This window comes from Caloramator sp. (assembly GCF_020054765.1).
GTDB classification, from domain to species: Bacteria; Bacillota; Clostridia; order Clostridiales; family Caloramatoraceae; genus Thermobrachium; species Thermobrachium proteoclasticum.
Map to the genome: position 1 here is coordinate 1 of NZ_JAIHAO010000014.1, position 25,505 is coordinate 25,505.

23 protein-coding genes are annotated in these 25,505 nt (G+C 31.7%); 9 read left to right on the plus strand and 14 right to left on the minus strand.

What is annotated here, in order from left to right; genetic code table 11:
* Positions 1-83 precede the first annotated feature (83 nt).
* The 3 genes from JG776_RS06660 to JG776_RS06670 are packed head-to-tail and all read left to right on the plus strand — an operon-like array spanning position 84 to position 1,047.
* Positions 84-380, plus strand: a complete 297-nt coding sequence (locus JG776_RS06660) for a haloacid dehalogenase-like hydrolase (protein ID WP_291965973.1) — start codon at positions 84-86, stop codon at positions 378-380.
* On the plus strand, positions 380-715 hold the full coding sequence (locus JG776_RS06665; RefSeq protein WP_291965878.1) for an EamA family transporter: 336 nt from the start codon (positions 380-382) through the stop codon (positions 713-715). The genes JG776_RS06660 and JG776_RS06665 overlap by 1 nt, the downstream gene beginning before the upstream one ends.
* Complete coding sequence (locus JG776_RS06670) at positions 712-1,047, plus strand: EamA family transporter (RefSeq protein WP_291965880.1); 336 nt, start codon at positions 712-714, stop codon at positions 1,045-1,047. Before JG776_RS06665 ends, JG776_RS06670 begins: the two co-directional genes overlap by 4 nt.
* Positions 1,048-1,379: 332 nt before the next feature.
* Here the strand turns inward: JG776_RS06670 and JG776_RS06675 are convergent, their stop codons facing one another.
* From JG776_RS06675 to JG776_RS06690, 4 genes are all read right to left on the minus strand, one after another.
* Positions 1,380-2,795, minus strand: coding sequence for a glycosyltransferase (locus JG776_RS06675; protein ID WP_291965882.1), 1,416 nt, complete (start codon positions 2,793-2,795; stop codon positions 1,380-1,382).
* Positions 2,796-2,800: 5 nt separating this feature from the next.
* A complete protein-coding gene (locus JG776_RS06680) occupies positions 2,801-3,733 on the minus strand; it encodes a HEAT repeat domain-containing protein (protein WP_291965884.1) in 933 nt (310 codons plus the stop codon).
* A gap of 223 nt (positions 3,734-3,956) precedes the next feature.
* Positions 3,957-5,462 (minus strand): response regulator, encoded by a 1,506-nt coding sequence (locus JG776_RS06685; RefSeq protein WP_291965886.1) that lies wholly within the window; start codon positions 5,460-5,462, stop codon positions 3,957-3,959.
* Position 5,463: 1 nt separating this feature from the next.
* Complete coding sequence (locus JG776_RS06690) at positions 5,464-5,778, minus strand: hypothetical protein (RefSeq protein ID WP_291965888.1); 315 nt, start codon at positions 5,776-5,778, stop codon at positions 5,464-5,466.
* A 279-nt stretch (positions 5,779-6,057) separates the two neighbouring features.
* On the opposite strand from JG776_RS06690, the gene JG776_RS06695 reads away from it, so the two are divergent.
* The gene (locus JG776_RS06695; protein WP_291965890.1) at positions 6,058-6,948 is read left to right on the plus strand and encodes a GGDEF domain-containing protein; all 891 of its coding nucleotides are present in this window, start codon (positions 6,058-6,060) and stop codon (positions 6,946-6,948) included.
* Positions 6,949-6,961: 13 nt separating this feature from the next.
* On the opposite strand, the gene JG776_RS06700 is transcribed toward JG776_RS06695, so the two are convergent.
* From JG776_RS06700 to JG776_RS06710, 3 genes are all read right to left on the minus strand, one after another.
* Complete coding sequence (locus tag JG776_RS06700) at positions 6,962-7,930, minus strand: permease (RefSeq protein ID WP_291965892.1); 969 nt, start codon at positions 7,928-7,930, stop codon at positions 6,962-6,964.
* A gap of 208 nt (positions 7,931-8,138) precedes the next feature.
* The gene (locus JG776_RS06705; protein ID WP_291965894.1) at positions 8,139-8,672 is read right to left on the minus strand and encodes a permease; all 534 of its coding nucleotides are present in this window, start codon (positions 8,670-8,672) and stop codon (positions 8,139-8,141) included.
* A 1-nt stretch (position 8,673) separates the two neighbouring features.
* Positions 8,674-9,153, minus strand: coding sequence for a permease (locus JG776_RS06710; RefSeq protein WP_291965896.1), 480 nt, complete (start codon positions 9,151-9,153; stop codon positions 8,674-8,676).
* A 197-nt stretch (positions 9,154-9,350) separates the two neighbouring features.
* On the opposite strand from JG776_RS06710, the gene rbr reads away from it, so the two are divergent.
* The 4 genes from rbr (at position 9,351) to JG776_RS06730 (ending at position 13,507) form a co-directional block, all read left to right on the plus strand.
* Positions 9,351-9,935 carry a rubrerythrin gene (rbr, locus tag JG776_RS06715; protein WP_291965898.1) on the plus strand — a complete coding sequence of 195 codons (585 nt, stop codon included), beginning with the start codon at positions 9,351-9,353 and terminating at the stop codon, positions 9,933-9,935.
* Between the two features lie 144 nt (positions 9,936-10,079).
* Complete coding sequence (locus JG776_RS06720) at positions 10,080-11,474, plus strand: ATP-binding protein (RefSeq protein WP_291965900.1); 1,395 nt, start codon at positions 10,080-10,082, stop codon at positions 11,472-11,474.
* Between the two features lie 99 nt (positions 11,475-11,573).
* Entirely contained in the window at positions 11,574-13,130 is a 1,557-nt protein-coding gene (locus JG776_RS06725) for an ABC-F family ATP-binding cassette domain-containing protein (RefSeq protein ID WP_291965902.1), read from the plus strand.
* Between the two features lie 182 nt (positions 13,131-13,312).
* Complete coding sequence (locus tag JG776_RS06730) at positions 13,313-13,507, plus strand: hypothetical protein (RefSeq protein WP_027309210.1); 195 nt, start codon at positions 13,313-13,315, stop codon at positions 13,505-13,507.
* A 103-nt stretch (positions 13,508-13,610) separates the two neighbouring features.
* Here the strand turns inward: JG776_RS06730 and JG776_RS06735 are convergent, their stop codons facing one another.
* From JG776_RS06735 to JG776_RS06750, 4 genes are all read right to left on the minus strand, one after another.
* Positions 13,611-14,714: a M20/M25/M40 family metallo-hydrolase gene (locus JG776_RS06735; RefSeq protein WP_291965906.1), complete on the minus strand. Its 1,104-nt coding sequence runs from the start codon at positions 14,712-14,714 to the stop codon at positions 13,611-13,613.
* Between the two features lie 42 nt (positions 14,715-14,756).
* Positions 14,757-16,304 carry an AbgT family transporter gene (locus tag JG776_RS06740; RefSeq protein ID WP_291965908.1) on the minus strand — a complete coding sequence of 516 codons (1,548 nt, stop codon included), beginning with the start codon at positions 16,302-16,304 and terminating at the stop codon, positions 14,757-14,759.
* A 348-nt stretch (positions 16,305-16,652) separates the two neighbouring features.
* A complete protein-coding gene (locus JG776_RS06745; RefSeq protein ID WP_291965910.1) occupies positions 16,653-17,933 on the minus strand; it encodes an alpha-amylase family glycosyl hydrolase in 1,281 nt (426 codons plus the stop codon).
* An 18-nt stretch (positions 17,934-17,951) separates the two neighbouring features.
* A complete protein-coding gene (locus JG776_RS06750; protein WP_291965912.1) occupies positions 17,952-19,067 on the minus strand; it encodes a DUF362 domain-containing protein in 1,116 nt (371 codons plus the stop codon).
* A 288-nt stretch (positions 19,068-19,355) separates the two neighbouring features.
* Here JG776_RS06750 and JG776_RS06755 point away from each other — a divergent pair, with 288 nt between their 5' ends.
* Positions 19,356-20,675, plus strand: coding sequence for an amino acid permease (locus JG776_RS06755; RefSeq protein WP_291965913.1), 1,320 nt, complete (start codon positions 19,356-19,358; stop codon positions 20,673-20,675).
* 169 nt (positions 20,676-20,844) lie between these two features.
* Here JG776_RS06755 and JG776_RS06760 read toward each other — a convergent pair whose 3' ends face one another.
* The 3 genes from JG776_RS06760 to JG776_RS06770 form a co-directional block, all read right to left on the minus strand.
* Positions 20,845-22,527, minus strand: coding sequence for a hypothetical protein (locus tag JG776_RS06760; protein ID WP_291965915.1), 1,683 nt, complete (start codon positions 22,525-22,527; stop codon positions 20,845-20,847).
* Positions 22,528-22,664: 137 nt separating this feature from the next.
* On the minus strand, positions 22,665-24,194 hold the full coding sequence (locus JG776_RS06765) for a sodium:alanine symporter family protein (RefSeq protein WP_291965916.1): 1,530 nt from the start codon (positions 24,192-24,194) through the stop codon (positions 22,665-22,667).
* A gap of 17 nt (positions 24,195-24,211) precedes the next feature.
* A complete protein-coding gene (locus JG776_RS06770) occupies positions 24,212-25,381 on the minus strand; it encodes a MalY/PatB family protein (RefSeq protein WP_291965918.1) in 1,170 nt (389 codons plus the stop codon).
* Positions 25,382-25,505: the final 124 nt, after the last annotated feature.

The following is a 25,505-nucleotide window of genomic DNA, read 5'->3' on the forward strand; positions in this document are numbered from 1 at the left end:
ACTCTCCCCAATCTAACTTATCTTTCTAAAATCACTCTCAAACAAGAAAGGACAGGCATTCTAATCGAATACCCGCCCCAACAATTGACAAAGAGCCTTTTAAAAAATATTTCGATGTTGATTATGTTCTTGGAACGATTTTAAGAAAAAATAGAGAAGGATATACAAATATAATAGATGGAGAGAACTGCAAGGGTGAGGAGAAAGTTTTAAGGCTAAAAAAATTATTAGTGGAAGAAAATATTGAAATAGATAGAGAAAATAGCCTCTGCTACTCCGACTCCCTTTCAGATATGCCACTTTTTAATCTTGTGAAAAATAGATTTTTGATAAATAATAATAAAAGGCTTGAGGGATTTAAAAATTTGAGGTGGAAATGATGAAAAAGACTTTTAACAAAGGAATACTACTTATGATTATATCTGCCTTTTTAACTGCAAACGGACAGCTTTTTTGGAAGTTCTCACAAACTAACAACAAATTTATAAATATTGCAATTGGATTTTTACTATATGGATTTGGTGCTCTTTTTATGATTTTTGCCTTTAGAAATGGTGAACTTTCTGTTCTTTATCCTCTTATGTGTATTTCATATATTTTTGCTCTAATTAATGGATATATTTTTTTAGGTGAGACTGTTTCCATATACAATCTAATAGGAATTTTAATTATTATTTTAGGCGTTACTCTACTTGGAAAGGAAAATAAGGTATGAGTTTAAAGACATTTTTTATATTAATCTCTATGACACTATGTGGTTCTCTGGGAGGGTATTTTTTAAAAAGAGCATCATCTAATTTAAATTCTATAAAAACTCTAATCTTTAATAAATATATATACATAGGAGGTCTTTTCTACTGCCTTGGGGCAATACTTAACATAGCTCTTTTAAAATATATCCCATATAGCCTTGTTCTTCCTCTTAATTCTATAACCTATATTTGGACATTCCTTCTTGCATATTTTCTTTTAGGAGAAAGAATAGGAAAATATAAGCTATTGGGGATATTGTGTATTGTAGTTGGGATTTTCTTTCTAACAATCTAAGGCTACAGAATAACTTCTGTAGCCTTAGATTGTTGAAAAAGTTATGTTTGATTAGCCCCATTAAGGATTTCTTGGGCATCGGTTCATTTCGCCAAGCAATTCTAAGCTTTTCTTTGTTTGAAAAAGTCCTACCCTCGCGATGCCATCATCCTGATGGCCGCTCGGCTCGGCACATCCTGTGCCGAATTACGGACTTTTCCAAAGTCGAAAAGCAAGAATTGCTAAAGCTCATGAAAGAGCCTTCTGAAATCCTTTCATGGGGCTTTTTTCAAAAATTAGCTAACAAGTACGTTTGTCAACAATCTTGAGGCTTCCTAAGATATTCTGTAACCTTATCCTTGTTTCTGGAAGCTCCTCCTTTTTATCTTACCCCAACTGTGCTTCATCTTCCTAAATTTTATTATACCTTCAATTCTGTAGAGAGTTGTAAGCTGCCTGTAACCGAAGTTTTCAAGAATACCATATAGGCTAAGTTTAATTAACTGTTTCAAGGTTGGATATTTGTTGAAGGTATACTCCTCAAGTAGTATTGCACCAAGTGATAGAAGTATTCCATAAAGAATGGATGCTGCAAAAAATAGAAGGAAATACTTCAAATTTAAAAGCCCAAATATATAGGCAAGAGGTATCATAACATATCCTATTATCTCAATTATTGGCCCTATCATCTCAAATATCCAAAAATAAGGTACGGCAATAAGCCCAATTTGTTTGTATCTTGGATTAAAGAACATCCTTTTGTGTTTAAACAGGCTGTCCATAAGCCCTATTTGCCATCTTCTTCTCTGGGACCTTAAATCCTTTAATGTTTCTGGGGCTTGAGTCCAGCAAACAGGGTCTGGTACAAACTTTATCCTGTAGGGGATTTTATTTCTCAGGAAATATTCGTGCATCTTAACTATAAGCTCCATATCCTCACCAATTGTATTTTTAGCATATCCGCCAACTTCTATTGCAGCCTCCTTTTTAAAGGCTCCAAAGGCACCAGATACTATAAGTAAAGAATTTAAGGCATCCCAACCTACTCTTCCTGTTAAAAAGGCCCTTAGATATTCTACTATTTGAAACATAGCAACCCTGCTTTTGGGAAGTCCTATCTCAACCACTCTTCCTCTTTTAATAATAGAACCATTTGCTATTCTAACAATTCCACCTACAGCAACCGTCTTTTTATTTTCAATAAAGGGCATAACTACCCTAACTAATGAGTCACTTTCAAGTATGGAGTCTGCATCTATTGATGTTATTATAGGATAATTTGATACATTTATACCTGCATTTAACGCATCTGCCTTTCCACCATTTTCTTTATCTACTAATATAAGGTTTGGTATGTCAATGTTTTTATAAATACCCTTTATTTTATTGGTTTTAAGCCTATGCCTTACCGGTTGATTTACCTCTTTTAAATCAAATTCCTCTATAACCCTATTTAATGTATTATCCTTTGAGCCATCATTTATAACTATTACTTCAAACTTAGGATAGTTTAATGAAATAAGGGACTTTATATTTTCAACTATAGTTTCTTCCTCGTTATAGGCAGGAACTAAAATAGAAATTGGGATCATATTATCTGAAGTTATATATTTTTTATAGTCTGAATACCTTATCTTTCTTACATAATCACTTAAATTAAAAGCTGCAAGAATAAGCTGTATAAAATATATGAAATTTATTACCAGTACATAATAGATAATAAAGTAATTGAAGTTAATTACTATTGATTTTAATAGTGGTGTATCCATAAGTCTCACCTATCTTTTTCTTTTATATATTTTTTAATAGCTTCACTTAGCTTTGGTGTTCTGCTACTGTACATATCATATTCAAGTACCTTATCCCATCCATAGCTTGTCTCAAGAACTGAAACAACTATATCCTTTGCAAATCTATCTTCTCCCTCTAAAACGTCATATACAAGCTCAATTCCGCCTTCAATTGAAATAAGAGAGTTTGCTGCATTATATCTAACATACCATTCTTTGTCAGATAATGCCTTAACAAGAGGTATAAGTGCTCTATTATCCTGAAGTTGTCCTAAAACCTTTACTGCAATTGCTCTAACTTCCCAAGATTCATCATTTAAAAGCTCTATTATCTGAATTACATATCTATTATCTCCCATATTTCCTAAGGCCTTTAATGCCGCAATCTTTTTTTCTTTATTTTCATCTGCTAAAAAGATGGCTATTTCGTCTGCTAAAAGCGTATTTTTATAGTTTCCAGCTGATTTTATAAATATTGATGATATAAACTCATCCTCTAAATAAAAAAGGTTTCTATATACATATATTTTATCTCCTTCAAAGCTATCTGCTATCTCAACTAAGCTTCTCTCACTTAAGGGAATAGTTTTTGATAGCTTTTTAAAGGCCTCAATAAAGGCTTCCTCATCACCTATTTTTGCAAGGGCCATCAAAACATTATATTTAACCTCTACTACTTCAATGTCTATTAAATCTAATAGGCTACCTAATGCCTTTTTACTTCTTATTTCACCTAAGTTTTTGCAGGCAAGGGCAACCTTATGCATATCTTTACTCTTTAGCTTTTCTAATTCATAATCCACAAGCCCTATGTCTTCTGCAAGCTTTGTAAGCTTATTTGAAATACTTCCCCTTAAGTTTTCAAAATAGAACAAAAATCTCTCTTCTATTATTTCCCTCTTTATTCTATCCTTCATAAATCCTTTTAAAACCTTAAGCTGTACACTGGTAACTTCATACTCATCAAGTCTTGAGGCTATATCATCAAGGTATCCCGAAACATCCTTATGAACCCTTCTTTTTTTCTGTTTATATAATCCTCATATAGTTTTTCTGTAATAAGATAGGCATAAAGAAGAATTATAATAACTGAAAAAATAAGGATAGAATACAAAACGATAAGTTCCATACAAATCACCACTAATCTAATAACTTTTTAATTCGGCTATCAAGCTCAACAGGTGAAAATGGTTTAACAACATAATCATCTGCACCCAAATCAAGTGTTCTTTTTATATAGTCTTCATTCTTTTGGGATGATAAAACAATTATTGGAATATCACTATTGTTTTCTCTTATTTTCTTTATCAATTCATCTCCATTCATAAGCTTTAAATAGTAATCGGTTACTACTAAATCTATATCGTTTTCTTTTAGTATTTCTAATGCTTCAAGTCCATCCGATGCTGTAAATACGTTATAGCCTTTGTTTTTATATCTTGATTTTAAAATAGATAAAATAATTCTATCATCATCAACAAATAAAATGTTTATCATATTATTTTGTTTAACAGAATCTACATCAACAACAACCCTTCCTCTACCTTCCATTTTAGCAACCGCAAGTGCTCCCCTTGCCCTTACTAAAATATCCTTATACTCTGCATTATCCTCTGTTATTGAGGAGATTCCTGCTGAAAAGCTAATATTTTGTTGAAGTTCATCCCCATACTGCTTTGCAAAGCTCAAAACCTGTTCTGCAACATTTTTAACCCACTTTATGTCTCTATCGTAGAATATAAAGGCAAATTCGTCTCCCGACATTCTGTATGCTATATCCACCTTTGTTGTGTATTTTTTAAATTCGGATACAACTTTATTTATAATCCTGTTACCAAAGGATAAACCTAATTTTTTATTTATATCTTCCATAAAATCAAAGTCTATTAGAAGAAGTGTTCCGTCCTTTTCTTCCCTCTGGGCCTTAATCAAAAGTGAAGATGCAAGAATTTCCCCTTGTTTTCTGGTGTATAGGCCTGTTGCAATGTCATAAACTGTATTCTTTAGGCTTAGGCATTTTGAACTCATATTTACTATGTTTAAAAGCTTTAAATAAACTTCCTCTACATCAAAGTTGTAATTAATGTAATCAATAACGCCTAATTTTAGACATTCAATTTTAGTATTATAATCCTCATCTGATATTACAATGATAGGTATCTGTTCTAAAATCTTCTCTTCCCTTATGCTTTTTAATATAGTTACTGCATTTATATTTTTGTTGTTTTGGATTATAACAGCATTGGGATTATACGCAAAGATTGCATCTACTGCATCTCCCTTAGAAAGAATTACTTCTATATTATTTTGTTTTAATTTATTTATTAACCCATTTAATACTTCATCACTATCTGGAAATATTAAAATCCTATTTTTTTCAATAATCCTTTGTTCAATAATATTTTTAACTTTTATTAGCTTTTCAATATATTTTTCCCTTCCATCCTCATTAACATCTTCAAAACTACCTTCCATATCCTGTAATTCAAAAGCAACATCCTCTATATTGTTTTCCTTTGATATTGTATATAGCCTTTTCAATACCCCCTTAACAATATTCATATATGCCTTATCCTTATTTTTTACTTCAAGTAAATCATTTATTGTGTTTAATATATCTCTAATTACTAAATCAATGTGTGCCATATCACTCACCTCCTATAGTTTTAAAGGCCTCCTTTAATATAAAGTAGGACTTTTTTAGTCTTTCGTGATACTTTGGCATATCCCAAGTCTGCCAAGTATATTGTTTCATTGGTGTATAGATGTCTTCACCATTTTTTCTTAAAATAATACCTACATAAAATCCTTCTGTTTTTATAGGTTTTATTCCTTTGTTTAGATATAAATCATCCATTACCATTTTAGTTGATGGATCCATAACATTTAATAATTGCCAAGGTATTCTAATCTCTATTACATCTCCCTTTATGAAGTAATCAGCAAGGGAATTAAACTCCACCTTATTGGGGTTTGCCACTCCAAAAATAAGCTTTCCTGTTTCATATTTCTGTAATGGAAGCTCCTTTTATATTTTATTGCTTTGTTAACTGGATAGATTAATAGCAATATTAATATAATAAATACAAAACATCTCTTTATGTTCAAAAAAATATTCCCCCTTGATGCTATATGCTTACATATATTCTACAACAATTTATACATTTTTTCTATTAAATAATTTAAATATTCCAATTTTTGATGTATAATATTTGTAATCAACTTTATTGGAGGGTATGGAATGGGTAAAACTTTAAATTTAGAAGATCTTATAGAAAAAATTGATTTTTTTACTAACATATATGATGCAATAAGAATAGTTGAGCCTATTAAAAAGAAGGTTTACTACTTTTTTTCTAAAGATAGGGAATCCTTTGAGGAAGAAGGTTCCTGCTACGATTTTTGGAACCAAAATAAAATGTGCTCTAACTGTGTATCTATGCGGGCATATAGTAAAGATGAAACATTTATTAAAATTGAGTATAATGGAGAAAAAATTTATATAATAACTGCCACCGCCATTGTTACAGATACTGGAAAAGTTGTTGTGGAGTTTTTAAAGGATGCAACAGATACAAGTATCATTGAGGATATAGATAGCTTAAACAGTACAGAAATCTATTCAAAAATAAACAGTCTCAATGAGCTTATAGTTAAAGATGCTCTAACTAATGTTTACAATAGGAGATTTATAGAGGACAGGCTCCCTGTTGATATCTTAAAATCAACCTCCGACAATCTTCCTATGTCAATCATTATGTGCGATATTGATTTCTTTAAAAAGGTAAATGACACATACGGTCATTTAGCAGGAGATGAAGTTTTAAAGCAATTTGCTTCTATTCTCCAACAAAGTATAAGAAAAAATGATTGGGTTGCAAGATATGGGGGAGAGGAATTTTTAGTAGTATTAAATGGTGCCGATAAAGATAAAGCTGTTGAAATTGCTGAAAGAATAAGAAAAAAAGTAGAAGAGGCTGTTATTGAATATAATGACTTTAATATAAAGATAACCTCAAGTTTTGGGGTATATGAAGTTTCAGGAGAAAATAACTACATAGATATAATTGAAAAGGCTGATAAAAACCTTTATACTGCAAAAAATACAGGAAGAAATAAGGTTGTGGCATAACCACAACCTTATTTTATAATATCATATTAAATAAATATCCTGTAAATACAATTCCTATACCAACTATAGTTATAAATATAGCAAGTAATTTTGGTTTTAAAACTCTTCTTAAAAGAATCATTTCTGGAACAGATAGTGCTGTTACTGCCATCATAAATGAAAGAGCTGTTCCCATTGCAACTCCTGCACGAGTTAATTCGCTAACTAGTGGAATAACCCCTGCTGCATTTGAATATAGTGGAATACCAAACACAACTCCTACAAATACTGCAAATGGATTATCTTTACCTGCATATTTTGCTAATGCACCTGTAGGTATCCATCCATGCATAAAACCACCTATTGCTATACCTATTAATACATATGGGTAAATCTTCTTTATTAAATCCCTAGTAAATTGCCAAGAATCTCTTAATCTTTCATTTAATGTTGGGTTTGGTATTTCAACATCATCTGCATTTATTTTTATTTCATATACATAGTCTTCAACATATTTTTCAAGTCCAAGCTTTCCTATTATAATACCACTTACTATAGCTATAATCTCACCTGAAATTATATAAATAAGTGCTACTCTTAAACCAAAAAGACCATATAAAAGTCCAAGTGCAACTTCATTTACCATTGGTGCTGCAATTAAATAAGAGAATGTAACTCCTAATGGTACTCCTGCTTCAACAAAACCTATAAATAATGGTACTGCAGAACAGGAACAAAACGGAGTAACAATTCCAAGTAATGCAGCAAGAATATGTCCTATGAATGTGCTACCCTTCTTTTCTGCAAGTATCTTTCTTGTCTTCTCTGGTGGAAAAAAGCTTCTGATAAATGTTATTGCATATATTATAATAAGAAGCAATATAAATATTTTTATCGTGTCAAACACAAAGAAGTTTAATGCATCACCAAATTTAGACTCCTTAGCTATCTTAAGCAGATCATATACAAACCAATCTGCAAATTTTTGCACCCAAGTAAACATATTGTTACCTCCCTTTTTGTATATTAGCATTTTATAATTTAATAATAAAATAAAAATATATTGTCGTCAATTGCTAATAAAAATATATTTATATTTTTTATTAGCATAAATTTAGGAAGGAGTAATTACCCCTAATAAATATCAAAAGCTGGTCCTCCACCTAAAATTACATAATCCCTATAAATACTTTGCATTAAACCCCTCCCCATTAAAGCTTTTCAGCATTTTTATATATATATTCAACCTCACTTTTATTTACAAGTTTAGATAAAATAAGGGCTATTATTATAATTCCTGGTATATCAACAAGTAACCTTGTTAGAGCAAACTTTGTTCCAAGTGATGATAGTTCAAACAAAAACATTGGTATTTTGGTTGTTGACCAAGCACCAATAAAAATCAATATATTTGTAAACTTAACTCCCTTCTTCATAAACACAGCTGCTATAGGGAATGCTCCATAAAGAGGGCCCGCTGCTGCCGAACCTAAAAATATAGCAAGAAGGATTCCTTTAATTCCAGAACCTTCACCCATAAGCCCTATCATTGTTTCCCTTGGAACCCATATATCAAGTAGTCCTAATAAAACAAATATTGGTGGTATAACTAATAACATCTCTTTAAAACTATACCCTACAATTCCTAAAGCCTTTACACCTAATTTAAAATTAACACCCATAAGTATTAAAAGTGCAACAACAGTAATAATAAAAAATCTATATCTTTTTATAAATTTACTCATATCACATCACAACCTTTCCAATGATAAAGGCTACTAAAAATGAAAATAAAAAAGCCAATACGTTTCTTAATATCGTTATTTTTCTACCAAAATATTTTATTTCAACCGGCATAGTAACAATACCAACCATCATAAGTGTTGAAATAAATGCCGCTATTTGAGTGTAGCCTGCACCTGATTTTAATAAAAGTGCTGCTGTTGGAAATGCAACAAATCCAGGTATCAAAGTTATTGAACCAACAATTGCAGAAACTATTACACCAAACAGCCCTGATTCTTTTCCTATTACCCTTGATATAACCTCATGATTTAATACTGAGAGTAGTATTCCAACTAACATTATTACCCCTAAAAACTCAGGCAAGATATTTTCAAATGCCTTCCAAGCCTTTTTCAATGCCATCTTTGTTTTTTTCTTGTCATTTTTATACGAAATAAGTAGCAGAACAATAGTAATTCCATATAAACTATATGTCCACATTTAATCACATCCTTATTCTATATGATTATATGATTATTTAATTAAATTATAATATAGTCAATTCTCCTTTTCAATATTAAATTATAAATTTTTAAATTTTTTATTCAGCTATTTATTTTCAATAAACAATTATATTCCACATTGAATTTATTTGAAAATTATGATAAAATGTTTTAAAACTAATGGAGGTGGGGTTTATGAAATCTCTTAAAGGAACAAAAACCGCAGAAAATCTTATGAAGGCATTTGCTGGAGAATCACAAGCAAGAAACAGATATACATACTATGCTTCTGTTGCTAAAAAGGAAGGATATGTTCAAATATCAAACATATTTATGGAAACAGCAGAAAATGAAAAAGAACACGCTAAAAGATTTTTTAAATTCTTAAATACAAGCCTTGAGGGAGAAGCTGTCGAAATAAATGCAGGCTATCCTGTTGGACTTTCTGATACAAAGGCAAATTTAAAGTATGCTGCAAATGGTGAAAATGAAGAATGGTCAGAACTTTATCCTGAGTTTGCAAGAGTTGCTGACGAAGAAGGCTTCCCAGAAATTGCAACTGTTTTTAGAAAGATAGCAGAAGTTGAAAAGCACCACGAAGAAAGATATAGAAAGCTACTTTCCAATTTAGAAAACGGAGAAGTATTTAAGAAGTCTCAACCTGTTAAGTGGAAATGCCTAAACTGTGGATATATACACGAAGGAGAAGAAGCACCAGATGCTTGTCCTGCCTGTGCACATCCACAAGGTTACTTTGAGGTTTTAGCAGATAATTTTTAAGGCAGAGGATAAATACTCTGCCTTTTACCTTATATATATTGATTTTTCTTTATTTATGTTATAAAATATTACTAACTCATAAGTTACTAACTCTAAAGTTAGTAACTTATGAGTTAGTAACTTATGAGTTAGTAGGTGGTATCTATGTTCATAGGTCGTGAATTTGAATTATCTACATTAGATAATCTATACAATGAAGATACTTTTCATTTTGTTGTAATGTATGGAAGACGTAGAGTTGGCAAGACTACTCTCTTAACTGAATTTTGCAAAAATAAACCATCTATATTTTTTGTTGCAGAAGAATATAATGATAAAATTGCTCTTGAATCATTTTCCGAAAAAATACTAACATATTTTGGTTTAAATGAAGTTATATCAAAATTTGACTCTTGGGAAAAAGCATTTTTATTCTTAGCTAAACAAGCTAAAGATAAAAGGCTGGTTTTAGTTATTGATGAATTCCCTTATATAGTTAATTCAAATAAAAGTATACCTTCCCTTCTTCAAAATTTAATAGATCACCACTTAAAAGACACTAAATTGTTCATAATTATTTGTGGTTCATCCATGAGTTTTATAGAAAAGGAAGTTTTAAGCCATAAAAGTCCTTTGTATGGAAGAAGAACTGCACAAATAATTGTGGAACCATTTGATTTTTTTGATAGCATAAAATTTTTCCCTAATTATAACTTTGAAGAACAAGTTTTAACATACGGTATATTAGATGGTATACCTCATTATCTATCTAATTTTAAAGACACCATACCTGTTCTTGAAAATGTAAAAAGAAAAATTTTAAATAAAACCTCCTATCTATATGAAGAACCTAAAATGCTATTAAAACAAGAAGTTAGAGAACCTGCACTTTATAACTCTATTATCGAAGCAATTGCCAATGGTTCAAGTAAATTAAATGAAATATCTACTAAAATTGGAGTTGAGTCCGACAAATGCTCTAAATATCTTTCAACTTTAATAGATTTGAGAATAATAGAAAAACTATCTCCAATCGAAATAAATGGTAGAAGCAGAAAAAGTATATATAGGATAAAAGATAATTTCTTTAAATTTTGGTTTAAATTTGTATTTGATAACAAAACTTTAATAGAACAAGATATGCTTGACATCGTTATTGAAGAAAAAATCAAACCTTATTTAAATGAATATTTAGGCCCAATATATAAAGAAATTTGCTTAAATCATTTAAAGACATTGAATAAGCAAAAGAAACTTCCATTTATATTTGAAAATATAGGAAAGTGGTGGGGTAATAACCCATCAAAGAAAAAAGAAGAAGAAATAGATATAGTTGCACTAAATAAAGACAATATTATATTTGGTGAATGCAAATGGAAAAATGAAAAGGTGGATATTAATCTTTTAAATAGCCTTATAGAAAAAACAGCTATGTTTAATTTTGAAAAAAAATACTATTTACTATGCTCTAAGAGTGGTTTTACTGATAAAGTTATTCAGTACGCAAAAGACAATAAAAACTTAATATTAATTGAAGGTGTAAATCTATTAGAGTTTTAAGGAATTTTTATTTCCTTAAAACTCTTCTTTTTTTATTAACAAATCTATATTATAATATTGCTTGTTATGTGTGAAATTTAAAAGGAAAGGAAGCCAAAGATGAGTATCTTAACTGTTAAAAACTTAAGCCACGGTTTTGGAGACAGGGCAATATTTGAAGATGTTTCATTTAGACTATTAAATGGTGAACACATTGGACTTATCGGTGCAAACGGTGAAGGAAAATCTACATTTATGAATATCATTACAGGAAGATTAGAGCCAGATGAAGGAACTATTGAATGGGCTAAAAGAGCCCGTGTTGGATATCTTGACCAGCATACAGTTCTTCAAAAAGGACAAACTATTCGTGATGTATTAAAATCTGCCTTTAATTATCTATTTGAACTTGAAAGGGAATATAATGAAATATGTGAAAAACTTGCAGAAGTTAGTCCTGATGAAATGGAAAGTCTTCTTGAGGATATGGGAACTATTCAAGATATCTTAACTCATAACGACTTTTATATAATTGACGCAAAAGTTGAGGAAATTGCAAGGGGACTTGGACTTACTGATATTGGGCTTGATAGAGACGTTAATGATTTGAGCGGTGGGCAAAGAACAAAGGTTTTACTTGCAAAACTTCTTCTTGAAAAACCTGACATACTTCTGCTGGATGAGCCTACAAACTATCTTGATGAACAGCATATAGAGTGGCTAAAAAAATACCTTCAGGAATATGAAAATGCATTTATACTAATAAGCCACGATGTACCATTTTTAAATAGTGTTGTTAATCTTATATATCATATGGAAAACAGGCAACTAAATAGATATGTTGGAAACTATGATGATTTTGTTAGAGTATATGAGGCAAAGAAGCAGCAGCTTGAAGCTGCATATAAAAAACAGCAGCAGGAAATAGCAGAACTTAAAGACTTCATAGCAAGAAACAAGGCAAGAGTCGCCACAAGAAATATGGCTATGTCAAGACAAAAGAAGCTTGAAAAGATGGAGATAATAGAACTTGCTAAAGAAAAACCAAAACCTGAATTTAATTTTAAAGAGGCAAGGGCTTCTGGAAAGGTCCTATTTGAAACAAGGGATTTAGTAATAGGATACGATACTCCTCTTTCAAAGCCACTTAACCTTAGAATGGAAAGAGGACAGAAGATTGCATTAGTTGGAGCAAACGGACTTGGTAAAACAACTCTTTTAAAGAGTATATTAGGTGAAATTAGGCCTTTATCTGGTGAAGTCGAACTTGGAGATTATCTATATATTGGATATTTTGAACAGGAGATAAAGGAAAACAACTATAATACTTGTATAGATGAGGTATGGAATGAGTTTCCTTCATTTACTCAATACGAAATAAGAGCTGCCCTTGCTAAATGTGGGCTTACAACAAAACAGATTGAAAGCAAGGTCTGTGTTCTAAGTGGAGGGGAACAGGCTAAGGTAAGGCTGTGTAAGCTAATAAATAAAGAAACAAACTTCTTAGTTTTAGACGAGCCAACAAACCACTTAGACGTTGATGCTAAAGAAGAACTTAAACGTGCACTTAAGGAATATAAGGGAAGTATACTTTTAATATGCCACGAACCAGAGTTTTATCGAGATATTGTGACTGATGTTTGGAACTGTGAAACTTGGACAACTAAGATAGTGTAATAAATTGTTTAATTATTGATATTTTGGATTTAATTTTTATAAACTAAAGGCTGTGATTCGCCACAGCCTTTTTACAATATTTTAAAAATGTCATCATTCACCTATGCGGAACTATAAAACTTCTTTTCTTTATAATACTTTTTTGCTATACTTAAATTAAAACTATTTGTAGTGGTGATATTATGATACAAAATATATCAAACACCTTTAACGCGAGTAGCTGTATGATGGCAAACATAATTAAATCAAATTCACCCGAATTAAAGCAGGTTGGAAGCATATTTTATCTTCAACCTCAGGGAATACAGTTTGTTGGTGTTACAGCCTATATTACTGAATATGTAAATATAGGTAGTAATGTTAATGCACTGGCTTAAATGGTACTTAGTTTAATATTAACTAAAAGCATATAAACTCCATCAATTACAAAAATATAATTGATGGAGTTATTTTATTATTTTAAGTTTAATCTATATGTCACTATTTCATTAGCTCAACAACAAGCTTTGCTACATCTACCATATCCTTTATATGAATATGCTCCTCTAATGTATGTGGTTTTCTTTCACCAATTCCAAGGTTTACTGCCTTAATACCAAATTGATTTAATACATTTGTATCGCTTCCTCCACCTGTTGATGAAGTATAAAACTTAATTCCTAAAGCCTCACAAGCCTCTTTAACTCTATTTACAACTTCATCATCCTCTTTAACATTAAATGGTCCATACATTCTCTCAACATCTATTTTAGCCTTTGCACCAAACTTTTCACAGGCCTCCTCAATGCATTTAACCATATGGTTTGTCTGTGCATCAAGCTTTTCAATACTTAAACTTCTTGCCTCAGCCTTAATTTCAACTTCAGGACACACTATATTTGTAACTTGACCACCATTTATTACACCAACATTTGCTGTTGTTTCTTCGTCTATTCTAAGTAGATTCATATTAGAAATTGCGTGGGCCGCCACAACTATAGCACTTATTCCTTCCTCTGGTGCAACTCCTGCGTGGGCAGGCTTTCCTATAATCTTTGCAATAATCTTATCCTGTGCAGGTCCCTTTATTACAACTTGTCCTGGGTCCCCACCACTATCTAAAACATAGGCTCTCTTTGAATTTATCTTTGTATAATCAAGGTTCTTAGCCCCAAACAGGCCTCCCTCTTCTGCTATTGTAAAGGCAAGTTCTATTGGGCCGTGGGGTATGTTTTCCTCTTTAATGTGTCTTATTGCTTCAATTATGCATGCAATACCAGCCTTATTATCTGCACCAAGTACAGTTGTCCCATCACTATAGATAGCACCATCCTTTATAACTGGCTTTATATTTACTCCTGGACTTACTGTATCCATATGGCAACAGAAGAGAACAGATTCCTTTTCAACATTGCCTTCTAATTTAGCAATTATATTTCCTGTGTTTGAACCAACAACCTCACCTGCATTATCTACGTATACTTCAAGTCCAAGTTCCTCAAGAATTGATTTTAATTTTTCTGCAAATTCCCCTTCTTTTCTTGTTTCACTTGATACTTTAACCATTTCAATAAAACCTTCAACTAATCTTTCTTGGTTTATCATAATATCCCTCCAATTATAAAGGCACCCCGTGGGTGCCTTTTATTATTTTAAGAAAATGTATACACCAGGTCCTAATGGTAAATTAAATACATACCATACTAAGAATAGTAATGTCCAACCTATTAGGAATATGATTGAATATGGTAACATCATAGAAATAAGCGTACCAAGACCTATATCCTCATCATACTTTTCGGCAAATGCAACTATAACTGCAAAGTATGACATAAGTGGTGTAATTATATTTGTTGATGAATCACCTATTCTATATGCACATTGTGTAAATTCTGGTGTGAAACCAAGTTGCATTAACATAGGTATAAATATTGGTGCCATAATTGCCCACTTTGCTGAAGCTGAACCTATAAATAGGTTTATGAAGGCACTTATCAATATAAATCCTATGATTAAACCAAATCCTGTCATTCCTGTTGACTTTAAGAAGTTTGCACCCTTTACTGCAAGTATTGTTCCAAGCTTTGAATATGAGAAGTATGCAACAAACTGTGCAGCAACAAAGGCAAGTACTAAATATCCTCCCATTGTGCTCATAGCCTTTGACATAGCTGATGCAATATCCTTGTCATTCTTTATTGTCTTTGCTCCAAATCCATAAGCAACTCCTGGAATTAGGAAAAATAGTGCTATAATTGGAACTATACCATCCATAAATGGAGTATGTCCTAATATCTTTTTTGTTTCTGGATCTCTAAGTATTCCATTTTCAGGAACAACTAATAGTAATATAACTATTATAAATAGTATAAATGAAATTAATGCATATCTTAATCCTTTCTTCTCTTCTTCTGTTAAATAGGTAACTTCAACTACCTTCTTGCCTTTATATTCGCCTAATCTTGGTTCTATTATTCTATCAGTTATGAATGTACCAAGTGCAGTTATTACGAATGTTGAAACAAACATAAAGTAGTAGTTTGCAGTTGGAGTAACTACATAAGAAGGATTAATAAACTTTGCAGCTTCTGTACTTATTCCACCAAGTAGTGGGTCAAGTGTACCAATTAATAGGTTAGCACTAAATCCACCAGATACACCCGCAAAGGCTGCCGCAAGACCTGCAAGTGGATGTCTATTGAAACTTAGGAAGATGATAGCACCAAGCGGCACAAGTACAACGTATCCTGCATCTGATGCTATATTTGACATAATACCTAAGAAAACAACAACTGATGTTATAAGTTTCTTTGGTGTACTTAAAACTATTTTTCTAAGAAGTGCTTGAATAAGTCCTGTTCCCTCTGCAACACCAACACCAAGCATTGCAACTAAAACTGTTCCAAGTGGTGCAAAGCCTGTGAAGTTTGAAACAGCCTTTGAGAACATAAATCTAATTCCATCTGGATCAAGTAGGCTAACTGCCGCTACCTTTGCTGTAGTTAATTCCTTTGTTTTAGTATTAATCATTTGAAATTCAACAGCAACTCCAGCCTTTGCTGCAAGATGAGAAATTATGATTACTAATAAACTAAAAATAACAAAGATTGTAACTGGATGAGGTAGCTTATTTCCTACTTTTTCAACCCAGTTAAGAAATTTTTGAAAAAATCCATTTTTCTTTTGATTTGACATTGTGTACCCCCCTTACTTTCTTAAATAATTTTGTTCACGTTTACTTGTAATTGAATAACAATATTCAATATACTGAAAATTTGTATTGACGTCATTGATTATATCAAAATTCATAATTTTTGACAATATGTTAGGAAAATAAATTTCAAAAATTCTATATTTTATACATAATTCTTTTGATTTCTACATCGTTTTGCTCTATCTTTATATTTAAAATAAAATTTAAATTTTATCTAAATAAAAAGCAAGTGATATTAGTAAAACTTTTATATCACTTGCTTGATACACTTTAGTTATGAAAATAAACTATAAATTATTTGAAAATGCCACAATTCACCTGGGTGGCACTCATATGAATATTGCCTTATCCTTTAGTTCCACTTTACCGTCCTTAACAACAACATCTTCTCCATCAATAAGATTCTTATATACACCATCTTCTAAATCAACCTTTACAAATCCCTTATTTAGCTCAACGTTAAATATACCAACTAATTTTTCATCTCCCATTTTATATGATGCAACTATAACATTGTTATCATCACAATCTATTTGGTAAAATCCATTTGCCATAATCTCCTTCTTTTTTATATTTGCAAGAGCCTTCATATACTCAACAAATTCTTCCTTCATACCACTCCAGTTTACCTTATCTATATCAAATAGGCTTGGGGTGTTATCATCCTGTGCTTCTTGTCCTGCATAGATTAAGGTTGCACCCTTTTGGAAGTATAAAAATGCTGTCCATATCTTAAGCTTTGTCTCATCTGGTATTAACTTCTTTGCCCTTGGCTGGTCGTGGTTATCTAAAAATCTAAGCTTTACATAGTTGTTTGGGTATATAGCCTCCTGAAGCTTTACCCTATTTATGTAATCCCTTAGGGTGTTTTCACCCTTAAAATATCCTAAATATACATCATTTACATCGTAGTCGTAGCATATATCAAAGGCTTGATAAACTTCACTATCTGAAAGCCCAACAAATCCATTCTCCCTCATTGCCAAAATAAAACTTAAATGAACACTCTCTGCAAGCCATATTACATCCTCTTTAACCTTTGCTACCTCTTCCCTTGCCTTTAGCCAAAACTCAAGTGGGATAAGTGGTGCAACGTCACATCTAAATCCATCTACACCTAAACTTGCCCAGTATTTTAATGTTTCTATTTGATAGTCCCAAAGTTCTCTATTGTTATAGTCTAAATCAACAATATCTGTCCAGTCTCCTACCTTATTTCCCATTCTTCCATCCCTTTTTCTATAGAAAAACTCAGGATGGTTTTCTACAAGGTATGAATCCGGTGATGTGTGATTGTAAACAACATCTATCATAACCTTCATACCTAAGCTGTGTATCTTGTCTACTAATCTTTTAAAGTCCTCAAGCGTTCCATATTCAGGGTTTATAGCCCTATAATCCTTAATCGCATAGGGACAGCCTAAACTTCCCTTTTTGTTTTTTACCCCAATTGGATGAATAGGCATAAACCAAATTATATCTGTTCCTAAGGATTTTATCCTTTCTAAATCCTCTTCCACATCCTTAAAAGTTCCATTTTTACCGTGATTTCTTACATATACAGAATAAATAATCTTATTTCTTAAAGTTATGTCAGTAGTCTTTGCCATAACAGTTCCCCCTAAAAATCACACTTTAATTAATTCATACTCCATATTACCTATTCCTATATTTTGTGCGTGCTCAAGGCATACCTTCCAATCTGTTTTTCCGTGAATTGCTGTAAACTTATCTTCAATATGGCAGTCGCAATCGTTATGGTCGTGAATTGCACATCCTGCAATTGCTGGTGCACTATTTACCATATCAACACAAGCCTTATCAAGTGCAACAGGGTCAAAGGATGCTGCTATACCTATGTTTGGAACAATTGGCATATCGTTATTAGACCAGCAGTCACAGTTTGGTGAAACATCCATAATGAAGTTTATATGAAAATGTGGTTTATCCTTTATAACTGCCATTGTGTATTCTGCTATCTTTTCACTGGCAATAGATGCTGCCTCATCCCAGTTAACCTGTGCAGCATTAAATTGACAAACTGCAATACATTGTCCACATCCAACACACTTATCATAATCTATAACTGCTACCTTGTTTTCATTCAAGAAGATTGCATCGTGGGCACAGCTCTTTATACACATTCTACATCCTACGCAGTTTTTCTCTGCTATTTTAGGTTTTGATGATGAGTGCATAAATAGCTTGCCGCCTCTTGAACCTGAACCCATACCTAAATTCTTAAGTGCACCACCAAAGCCTGTCATTTCGTGACCTTTAAAGTGATTCATTGAGATTATAACATCTGCATCTGCAATGGCTGAACCAATTTTTGCAGCCTTTGTATGCTTTAAGTTAACTTCAACTTCTCTATACTCTGTTCCCTTAAGTCCATCTGCAATTATAACTTGACAACCAACTGTTAAGGGATTAAACCCATTTTCGTAAGCCGCATCTAAATGGTCAAGAGCATTGTGTCTTCTTCCTGTATATAGGGTATTTGCATCTGTTAAAAATGGCTTTCCACCAAGCCCCTTTATTATCTTAACTATTTTTGCTGCATAATTTGGTCTTATGTATGCAAGGTTTCCTGGTTCCCCAAAGTGTATCTTTATAGCAACATATTTTTCCTTAAAATCTATATTTTCTATTCCAGCAGCTTTTACAAGCTTTTCAAGTTTATCAAGCATATTAAATCCTGGTCTTGTTCTTAAATCTGTAAAATAAACCTTTGACTTCTCCATAGTTTACCTCCTCAAACATTAATTTCTTAAATTATTATACCATATTTGTATATATTAAAATATTTAAATACAACTAAATATTGTATGAATTTAATTAGGCAAATTTCATTACAATAGATATTTTTATCTATAATTATACTTTTTATGTTATATTCTTAAATTATTTTCTATAATTTCTATATATTTCATTGCATAATTATAAATTTTTTTATTGACTTTTATCTGAATTATTCGTATAGTTTTATTTGTGCTTTTTAAAGCAAAAATATAGATAAAGAGGTGAAGTTAGTGGAAAAGGAACTAAAAAGAGAATTAGGACTACTTCCTGCAACTGCTATAGTTGTTGGAAATATGATAGGTTCAGGTATTTTTATGGCACCTCAGGGGCTTGCAGCAGCGTCTAATCCAAAAACAACAATAATAGCTTGGATTATAACTGCACTTGGTTCTATGCTTCTTGCATTAAGCTTTGCAAACCTTGGGGTTAAAATTCCAAAGACAGGTGGACCTATAGTTTATACAAGAGAGGCATTTGGAGAATTCCCTGCCTTCCTTATTGCTTGGACCTACTGGATAGGTTCTTGGGTTGGAAATGCAGCAATTATTACTGCATTTATGAATTATCTATCCTATTTCTTCCCCGTATTTAGCCAAAGTAAACCATTAGCGTTTTTAACTTCATCACTAATACTTTGGGCTTTAACCTATATAAACTATAGGGGAGTTAAAGAAGCAGGAATAGTAAGTATGATTACAACAGTGCTTAAGATTTTGCCTCTAATAGTATTTGCAATAATTGCACTAACTCACTTTAATATATCATACTTCAACACTGTTTCTTCAAAGGAAGTTTCTGGTCTTTCAACACTTCCTGCTGCAATTGCAATAACTCTATGGTCCTTTGTTGGACTTGAAAGTGCAACAATTCCAGCAGGAGAAATAAAGGATCCTGAAAGGAATATTAAATTAAGCACAATATATGGAACATTAATTACTGTTGCAATATATCTTGCTATATCAATACTTGCAATAGGGGCTATGCCTCAAGATATGCTTGCAAATTCAAACGCACCACTTGCTGATATCATAAACTATGCAACAGAACAAAAGTGGGGTGGAACACTTATTGCCCTAGGTGCTGTTATTTCAACTTTAGGTGCAACTTCAGGTTGGATTTTAATTACTGCAAGAAGTTCCTTTGCAGCGGCAGAGGACAAGTTGTTCCCAAAGGTGTTTGCAAAGGTTCATCCAAAGTATAATACTCCTTCTGCATCACTTATAATAAGTGGTATTGCTGCAAATATTCTGCTTGTTATGAACTATGTATCAAGCTTAACTTCAGCCTTTAACTTTATGCTGCTTCTTGCAACACTTTCATTCCTTCCTGCATACTCATTTACAGCAGCGGCAGAGATACTTCTTCTTAGAAATAAGGATGAAAACTTTAACCTATTAAACTTCATAAAGAGTTCATTTATATCAATACTTGCCTTTGCATATTCAATATATGCAATCTACGGAACAGGTGCAGAGGTTGTAATGTATGGATTTATACTAATGCTTATTGGAATTCCTTTTTATGTTTATCAAAAGATACAAAATAGATAAAAATAAACACTTAGGGATAAAATGTTAAGTAAGGCTGTTGAAGAAGTTATATATTGATTAGCCCCATGAAGGATTTTTTAGGCATCCTTTCATGGGGCTTTCTCATACTTTAGCTAATAAATGTTTTTTAAACAATCTCAGTTAGGAATAAAATTCTAATTAAAATATTTCATACTTTATGTTGAGTTGATACCTTACCCTTGTAAATCTTACTTCTTTTAAATTTAAAGGCCTTGAAGTAGTAAAAGACTGTTGTGCCAATTAATGCAAAGATAAAAACAAAGTAAATATATGTATAAATCTTAACTAAATCTATATTTGATACATCTCTACACTGGCTGTATATAAATCCGTGAGCCACACCAAAAACGATTGCTATCATTACATATTTTATAGCTGATAAACATCCATTTCCTGAACTTTCAACAGTATTAACATCAACAGTAAAGGGCATTTTAATCTCCATATCGTTAACATAGATTAAACACATAAATATCATCATTATTATAACAACAATGTATTCTAAAATACCTATATCCTTAAATATGATTGAAAATATCAATAATGCTAATGTAAATATAGGCATTATAAAGTTTATAAACATCGCCTTTATAGCTCCCTTTACAATAGGTTCTGCATCTTCTATTGGTAAAACTTCGTATATGTATGATGCCTTAAAGCTACTTGTGTATGCAATAAATTGAGGTTGTGTAGATAAAAATACTATAATACCATATACTGCAAAAAACCACGAAACTGGATCTACATTTTTTTCACTTAAAACATCCCTTATTAATGGTGCTATAAATATAAAAGCAGTTGAAAGTCCTGTAATCATCTTCTGTTTTAACATTCTATCTCTTTTAAACATAGCCTTTGAAAATATGTAGGAACTCTTTTCTACAGGGTCTTTTATTATTAAATCTACAAACTTTCCCTTTTTGATTACAGACTGGCTCTTATTTCCCATATCAAATTTATATAGATTTTTTTCAAGTTCAACTAATAGATATTTCTGTGTTATTATAAAAAACAAAATAGTTGCTAAGCTACCTAATATAAAAGCAATTAAACTTTTTATACTAAATTCTCCTAATAGCAGATTAAATATTCCTGAATACCAGGTGGATGGTAGAATAAATATTGCCTTTGAATTTTGTAGAACATTGGAAGAACGTTGTATTATATCTGCACCAAATTGATAAAAAAGAATACTTCCTAATAAGAAGGCTATTTGAAAATAATTTACTATATCCTTTAGTTTTTCACCGTCATAGTGTTTAAGTATCAATGAGTATATCAATATAGTTAGTGAAAGTGAAAACATAAGAATTAAAGGGGTTACTATAAGCATACCAATTATATATTTATACCCAAAGATATAAGTTCCAATTGAAGTTGGTAGTATTATAGTCATAATCAAAATTGAGATTAAATATATAGTTACATATGTACCTCTAATCGAAGATAAAGTATTCATATCTATAGGCATTGCACCTAATATGTTTTTATCGGATGTACTTAGTATTACTGTACTAAAATCGTGTACAAGACTTAAAAATATAAGAATCATTATAACTGCAATTGAAAGGTTAGAAACTAATTCAATACTATGTAATGTAAAGGCTATCGATGGGGCTAAACCAAATAAAATAACCCCAAGTATAAAGGATATTATTTGAGATTTTTTGCTTTCACCCTCCACCTTGTAGTCTTTATATAGAGAAGTTCTTGCACGCCTATCATTTTTAAATTTAATATCTAATATTCTATAAAGCGTTTCAAAATCCACCTTTAAATAGTTGAATATAAATTTAAATTTGCCAAGAAGTTTAAGCAGTAAAAATTCCATCTAAATCTCCTCTCCTTATTTATACAATAATATTTAATATTACCATAAAATACTATATAAATAAATAAGAAGAAGGTAAAATTTTATATATGCTTATCAATAAAGGTCGCCCAAATTTATGGGCGACCTTAAATAGCCTATTTCCACACATCTGTTTCTACTCCAATGTCCTTTGAAACAAACCTTCCACCTTCATTTTTCTCATAATGTTTTAGAGTATCTACCACAAGTTTAGAAGCCACAAGAAGTATTGGTACGTTAGCAAACACAACCATTATATTTACAAAATCAGATATATACCATAGGTTTCCAAGTTCAAGACCTGCAAGAACAGTTAATACTCCAAATGGAACAAAGAACAAGGCTCCTAATGCACGAATGAAGTTTATGAATTTGTTGCTCTTTGTTATAAAGTTGCCAGATATTTCGGCAAAAAGTATTAGTCCTATTAATGTTGTAAAGGCAAATAATGCATAGCATAGTGAAAGTATACTTTGAACAGCAGAATCTAAAGATGTTCCTGGAATAAGGTGTTTTACAGATTCCATATAAACTGTTATTTTTGAATTTCTAATCGATTCCCAAGCAACTCCTGCTTCACCTGTCCAAAGATGTGCTATTACAACTAAAAATCCTGTTAGTGTACATATAACCATTGTATCAAGGAAAACACCTATAATTTGAACAAATCCCTGTTCTGCTGGATGCTTGTTTTCAGATACTGCTGCTGCCATTGTTATTGTACCTTGACCTGCCTCATTTGACATAAGCCCCCTCTTTACACCTTGAGATAGTGCAATTCCAAAGACTCCACCGAAAACAGCCTCTACTTTAAAGGCTCCAACAAAAACCTCTTTAAAGAAGTATGGAATTAGCTTTATATTTACTAAAACTATTATTATAACAATTGCAAAATATATAACAGCCATTATTGGAACCAAATAATCTGTAACCTTTGTAACACGTCTTAACCCACCAAATACGATAATTATAACTGATATTGTTAATATTATTCCTATTGCATAGTAAACTGTTGATTGGCGTCCGTGGGTAACTCCAGTTAATGTATCTACCGCTGAGCCTAACGCTGTAAAGAGGTGGAAGGTTTGACCTGGAACACAAAACAGTGCGTATATTATAAATATAACTGATAAAAATACTCCAACCCATCTTCTGTTTCCAAATATCTTCATACCGTAGAAGGGAAGACCTCCAACAAATTCCTTATCCTTCTTCTCTTTAAAGAGTTGTGCAAGCACAGCTTCAGCAAAGGCAAGAGACATACCAAAGAAGGCTGATACCCACATCCAAAATAGTGCACCAGGTCCTCCAACCGATACCGCACCTGTAACTCCCATAATGTTGCCTGGGCCTATACGCATAGCAGAACTTAAAACGAATGCTGCAAGAGGACTTATTCCTGTTTTGGCTGCTCTTTGTTCTGTTAGTATTTTTAATCCTGTTTTAAACCTCTTAATCTGTACAAAACCCGTTCTAATTGTAAAGTATATACCAGAACCTATTAGAAGTAGAATTGCAAAGGTAAATTTACCAAGTACAGGAATGTTTGAATACCACTTATAGTTTGTTGGGAAGTCCCATAGGAAATCTGTGATTGGTACTATGAATTCAAAGAATTTATTAATGGAATCAAAAAAGGCATTCATATTTAACCTCCATTAACTTAATTAAATGCTTTACTTATTCTTATTAATGCCTCCTTAAGCATATATCTTGGACAAGCGATATTAATTCTTTGAAATCCCCTCCCTTCTTCTCCAAATATTAGTCCCTCCTGGAGTGCTACCTTTGCCTTCTCTTGAAGAATTGTTGATATTTCTTTATCTGAAAGTTTAAAATCCCTAAAATCAAGCCATACAAGATAGGTTCCCTCTGGTCTTATTATTTTTATCTTTGGGATGTTTTCTTTTATATATTTTTCAAGGAAATTGTAATTTTCCTCTAAATAATCTATTAAAGCATTAAGCCAACTCTCCCCTTTTGTATATCCAGCCTCAATTGCCACAAGACTAAAGGCATTATTTCTTCTTATATCAAGAACTGCAAGTTCCTCTTGGAACAGTTCTAACTCTTCTTTTCTTGGGAACTGTACAAAGGATGCCTGTAGACCTGCAATATTAAAGGTCTTTGTTGGTGAAAAGCAGGTTATAGTAATATCTTCAACCTCTTTAGATATGGAGGCAAAGGGGGTAAACTTATAGTTTTTATATACAATATCTCTCCATATTTCATCTGAAATAACTCTAACATTGTATTTTAAACATATTTCAGCAATTCTTGTAAGCTCCTCTTTTGTCCAAACTCTTCCAACAGGATTATGGGGATTACATAATATAAACCATTTTAAATCGGGGTCTTTACACTTTTCTTCAAAGTCATCAAAATCTATTATGTATCTCCCATCAACCTGCTTTAGTGGATTTATTACAAGAGTTCTTTTATTCTTTTTTACTACGCTACTAAAGGGAGCATATACTGGTGGCTGAATTAATATTTTTTCATTTTCCTTTGTAAAAAGTCTTATTATAAGTGATATAGATGGAATTACTCCTGGGGAATGTATTAAGGTATTAGGTTGTATTTCATATCCATACCTTCTTTTTGTCCATTCACAAGCACTTTCGTAATAGGAGTTTGGTCTATAAACATAACCAAATATCCTTTGTTCGAGTTTTTCCTTCATTGTATCATATATTTCTGGTGCAACTTCAAAATCCATATCTGCCACCCAAAGAGGAAGTAGGTCATTTGAGCCATAGTGCTTATCCATTTCACTCCATTTTACCGAATGATTTTTGCTTCTATCTATCTTTTTATCAAAATTGTATTCCATAAGAATCCTCCCAATCTTTTATGTTGTTTTCTTTAAAAATTGTGCTTTATTAAAATATATTCATATTTTATTAATAAGATACTGACTAAAATAGGCCATAGTAATATTTCATTCATTACTATGG

Bases quoted from the DNA above. Each gene is read 5' to 3' on its own strand.
- JG776_RS06730 (WP_027309210.1), top strand. From the start codon at position 13,313: ATGATACAAAATATATCAAACACCTTTAACGCGAGTAGCTGTATGATG.
- JG776_RS06705 (WP_291965894.1), bottom strand. From the start codon at position 8,672: ATGAGTAAATTTATAAAAAGATATAGATTTTTTATTATTACTGTTGTT.
- JG776_RS06665 (WP_291965878.1), top strand. From the start codon at position 380: ATGAAAAAGACTTTTAACAAAGGAATACTACTTATGATTATATCTGCC.
- JG776_RS06740 (WP_291965908.1), bottom strand. From the start codon at position 16,304: ATGTCAAATCAAAAGAAAAATGGATTTTTTCAAAAATTTCTTAACTGG.
- JG776_RS06710 (WP_291965896.1), bottom strand. From the start codon at position 9,153: ATGTGGACATATAGTTTATATGGAATTACTATTGTTCTGCTACTTATT.
- JG776_RS06760 (WP_291965915.1), bottom strand. From the start codon at position 22,527: ATGGAATTTTTACTGCTTAAACTTCTTGGCAAATTTAAATTTATATTC.
- JG776_RS06765 (WP_291965916.1), bottom strand. From the start codon at position 24,194: ATGAATGCCTTTTTTGATTCCATTAATAAATTCTTTGAATTCATAGTA.
- JG776_RS06745 (WP_291965910.1), bottom strand. From the start codon at position 17,933: ATGGCAAAGACTACTGACATAACTTTAAGAAATAAGATTATTTATTCT.
- JG776_RS06685 (WP_291965886.1), bottom strand. From the start codon at position 5,462: ATGGCACACATTGATTTAGTAATTAGAGATATATTAAACACAATAAAT.
- JG776_RS06725 (WP_291965902.1), top strand. From the start codon at position 11,574: ATGAGTATCTTAACTGTTAAAAACTTAAGCCACGGTTTTGGAGACAGG.
- JG776_RS06735 (WP_291965906.1), bottom strand. From the start codon at position 14,714: ATGATAAACCAAGAAAGATTAGTTGAAGGTTTTATTGAAATGGTTAAA.
- JG776_RS06750 (WP_291965912.1), bottom strand. From the start codon at position 19,067: ATGGAGAAGTCAAAGGTTTATTTTACAGATTTAAGAACAAGACCAGGA.
- JG776_RS06675 (WP_291965882.1), bottom strand. From the start codon at position 2,795: ATGGATACACCACTATTAAAATCAATAGTAATTAACTTCAATTACTTT.
- JG776_RS06770 (WP_291965918.1), bottom strand. From the start codon at position 25,381: ATGGAATACAATTTTGATAAAAAGATAGATAGAAGCAAAAATCATTCG.
- JG776_RS06670 (WP_291965880.1), top strand. From the start codon at position 712: ATGAGTTTAAAGACATTTTTTATATTAATCTCTATGACACTATGTGGT.
- JG776_RS06720 (WP_291965900.1), top strand. From the start codon at position 10,080: ATGTTCATAGGTCGTGAATTTGAATTATCTACATTAGATAATCTATAC.
- JG776_RS06700 (WP_291965892.1), bottom strand. From the start codon at position 7,930: ATGTTTACTTGGGTGCAAAAATTTGCAGATTGGTTTGTATATGATCTG.
- JG776_RS06680 (WP_291965884.1), bottom strand. From the start codon at position 3,733: ATGAAGGATAGAATAAAGAGGGAAATAATAGAAGAGAGATTTTTGTTC.
- JG776_RS06695 (WP_291965890.1), top strand. From the start codon at position 6,058: ATGGGTAAAACTTTAAATTTAGAAGATCTTATAGAAAAAATTGATTTT.
- rbr (WP_291965898.1), top strand. From the start codon at position 9,351: ATGAAATCTCTTAAAGGAACAAAAACCGCAGAAAATCTTATGAAGGCA.